The 2902-nt window shown below is 70.7% G+C and carries 2 protein-coding genes; both read left to right on the top strand.

The window, feature by feature from the left end; translation table 11 throughout:
• Positions 1–2188 (top strand): HelD family protein (locus tag U9980_RS17620; protein ID WP_322768920.1); only part of this gene is annotated, 2188 nt, incomplete at its 5' end.
• 161 nt (positions 2189–2349) lie between these two features.
• Positions 2350–2598 (top strand): hypothetical protein, encoded by a 249-nt coding sequence (locus U9980_RS17625; RefSeq protein WP_322749009.1) that lies wholly within the window; start codon positions 2350–2352, stop codon positions 2596–2598.
• Positions 2599–2902: the final 304 nt, after the last annotated feature.

Raw genomic sequence — 2902 nt, forward strand, 5'->3', positions numbered from 1 at the left:
GGATGGCGGCGGCACCGATTCTCGTGCGCTGGACGACGCCGGCCACCAGCGCGTCTACATCGGACGTATCGGACTGTCCGACGACGAGCACGAACCCATACTGATCGACTGGCGGGCCCCGGTGGCCACCGCCTTCTACCGGGCGACCCTCGCCGACCCGCACGGGCTGTCCCGACGCCGTCACCTGCGCATCAAGGGACGGGAGGTCAGCGGGTTCACCGATGACGTCCTCGACGTCACGGGCATACCGCGAAGCTCCGTCGGCGGATCGAGCGGCGACGGGCCGTTGTTGGAAGCCCTGTCCGCACCCCGATCCGGGCGCATGCACGACATCGTCGCGACGCTGCAGGCCGAGCAGGACAGGGTGATCCGCGCCGACTCGTCCTGTGTCCTGGTGGTGGACGGCGGACCGGGCACCGGCAAGACCGCGGTGGCCCTGCACCGGGCCGCCTACCTGCTCTACACCGAGCGGGAGCGGCTCGCCCGCTCCGGCCTCCTGGTGGTAGGCCCGAGCCCGACCTTCCTGCGGTACATCGAGCAGGTGCTGCCCTCCCTCGGTGAGACGGGTGTGGTCTTCGCGACCCCGAGCCGACTGTTTCCCGGGGTCGACGCCGTCGGCGGCGAGGACGGCCGCGTCATCGCCCTCAAGGGGGATCTGCGGATGGCCAGGCTGCTGGCCGAAGCCGTGAAGGACCGCCAGGAGATCCCGGTGCACGGGGTGGACGTCCCCTACGACGGCGCCGTGCTTCGCCTGGAGCGCCGTATCATCGAGAGCGCTCGGACTCGGGCGCGGCGCAGCCGCCGTCCTCACAACCTGGCCCGGCGGGTGTTCGTCCGCGAGACGGTCGCGGCGCTCACCAACCAGGTTGTCGCGAACCTTCCCGGTGGCTTGCTCGACGACGACGAACGCGACGAGATCGCCGCCGACCTGCGCGCCGACCGGGCGGTCCGGACGGCCATCGACGCGCTGTGGCCGCGGCTGACCCCCCAGGATCTACTCGCCGACCTGTTCGCCACACCGGCCAGGCTCGCCGCCGCCGCGCCGGCCGCAAGGTTGACCAGACATGAGCAGCACCTGCTGCACCGGGCGACCGGTGCCGCCTGGACGCCCGGTGACGTGCCCCTGCTCGACGAAGCCGCCGAGCTGCTCGGCGATCCCGACGCCGACGCCACCGACCTCGCCGACTGGGAGGCGGAACGGGAGCAGCGCGCCGAGCGGGAGTACGCACGCGAGGTCCTTGACGGGCTCGGCCTCGCCGGGCTGGCCGATGCGGAGGCGATGGCGGCGGGAATGGCGCAGCGCTGGTCCGGGTCCCGGCAGCGGCGCAGCGCCGTCGAACACGCTCGCGGCGACCGGTCCTGGACCTTCGGTCATCTCATCGTCGACGAGGCCCAGGAAGTGTCGCCGATGCTGTGGCGGCTGTTGTGGCGGCGCTGTCCGATGCGGTCGGCCACCCTCGTCGGTGACCTCGCCCAGGCGGCGAGCCCGGCCGCGGCCCGTTCGTGGGCCGAAGCGCTGACCCCGCATATCGGCGACCGGTGGCGGGTGGAACGCCTCAGCGTCAACTACCGGACCCCTGCCGAGATCATGGATGTGGCCGCTGACGTGCTCGCCGCGCAGGACCCGGCCGCGCAGCCACCGCGTTCAGTGCGCTCCACCGGACGGCATCCGGTCGCGCTGCGCGTCCGCGCCGGTGGGGGTGCCGATGGCGGTTCCGGTGGCGGTGGCGGTACAGGCACGCGCGGCGGCGACACGCTGGTGGCCGCGGCGCTGGACGCGGCCAGTCGCGCGGCCGAGGATGTCGGCGACGGCAGGGTCGCGGTGATCTGCCCAACCGATCTTGCCGAGCGGATACGCGCGGCACTCACGGCCGAGCCGGCAGATGCCATTGCCGGCAGTGCCAAGGCGGTACCCGGCACAGAGGCGGTGCCGGGCAATGCAGAGACAAAGGCGGGCACCGTGGACGTGCTCACCGCCACCGTCGCGGTCCTCACAGTGGCGGAGTCCAAGGGTCTGGAGTTCGACGCGATCATCCTGGTCGAGCCGAGCGCGATTGTTGCCGGCTCGCGGCGCGGGCTCGCCGACCTCTACGTTGCCATGACCAGAGCGACCCAGACGCTCACAGTGGTCCACTCGGATGAGCTGCCCACGGCCCTGCATCGCCTTAGGGCGCCCGCCGCCGCCTGACCCACCCGGACTGATCGCCGGCATTGATCACTGACATCAGCCACCGACATCGATCACCGACGGTTGACCCGCCGAGATGGACCGACATCTGTGAGCAAACACTCGCGGATAGTCGCCCATCGCGGCGTGTACCGGCGTTGTTCCACGGGAACAGAGCGCACATGAGCTATGGACCAACCAGGACGCCGACCGCCAAGCGGGACGGAACCATCAGCTTGGTCTGCGGAATTGTCGGCCTTTTCTTCGTCGGGATTGCGTTCGGTATCGCGGCGATCGTCTTCGGCGCCCGCGGCAGGCGCGGTGGCGGCGGCGGGCAGGCGACCGCAGGCTTCGTCCTCGGCATCCTCGACATCGTGCTGTGGGTCATCGGCCTGGCCGCGTGGCACGCGAACGCGTACGTCTGGTACTGACGTCCGGTACTCGCGTGTGGCGTCCGGTACTCGCCTCCGGCACCGACCGTTGGCAGAGACGGCCGTTCGACGACCCACCGGTCGTCACCGTGACAGGACGGGACCCTGTCACGTCAGGATACCGGCGCGGGATACTGACCTCAACGGTAGGAATGGACCAGCACCGCCGTGGCTTCATCCTCGGTGACGCCACCTGACGGACTCTGCGAGGAGGTCTCCACCAGTGCTCGACCCGAGTGAGCTGTACGAGGTCGCTGACGACCTGCCCGAGCTGGGTCGGCCCGTGCTGGTGGAGGCACTGACC

The organism is Protofrankia sp. Cr1, assembly GCF_963555865.1.
Lineage (GTDB): Bacteria > Actinomycetota > Actinomycetes > Frankiales > Frankiaceae > Protofrankia.

What these genes read in the sequence shown, in the direction of transcription:
- U9980_RS17625 (WP_322749009.1), top strand. Translation starts at nt 2,350, where the DNA reads ATGAGCTATGGACCAACCAGGACGCCGACCGCCAAGCGGGACGGAACC.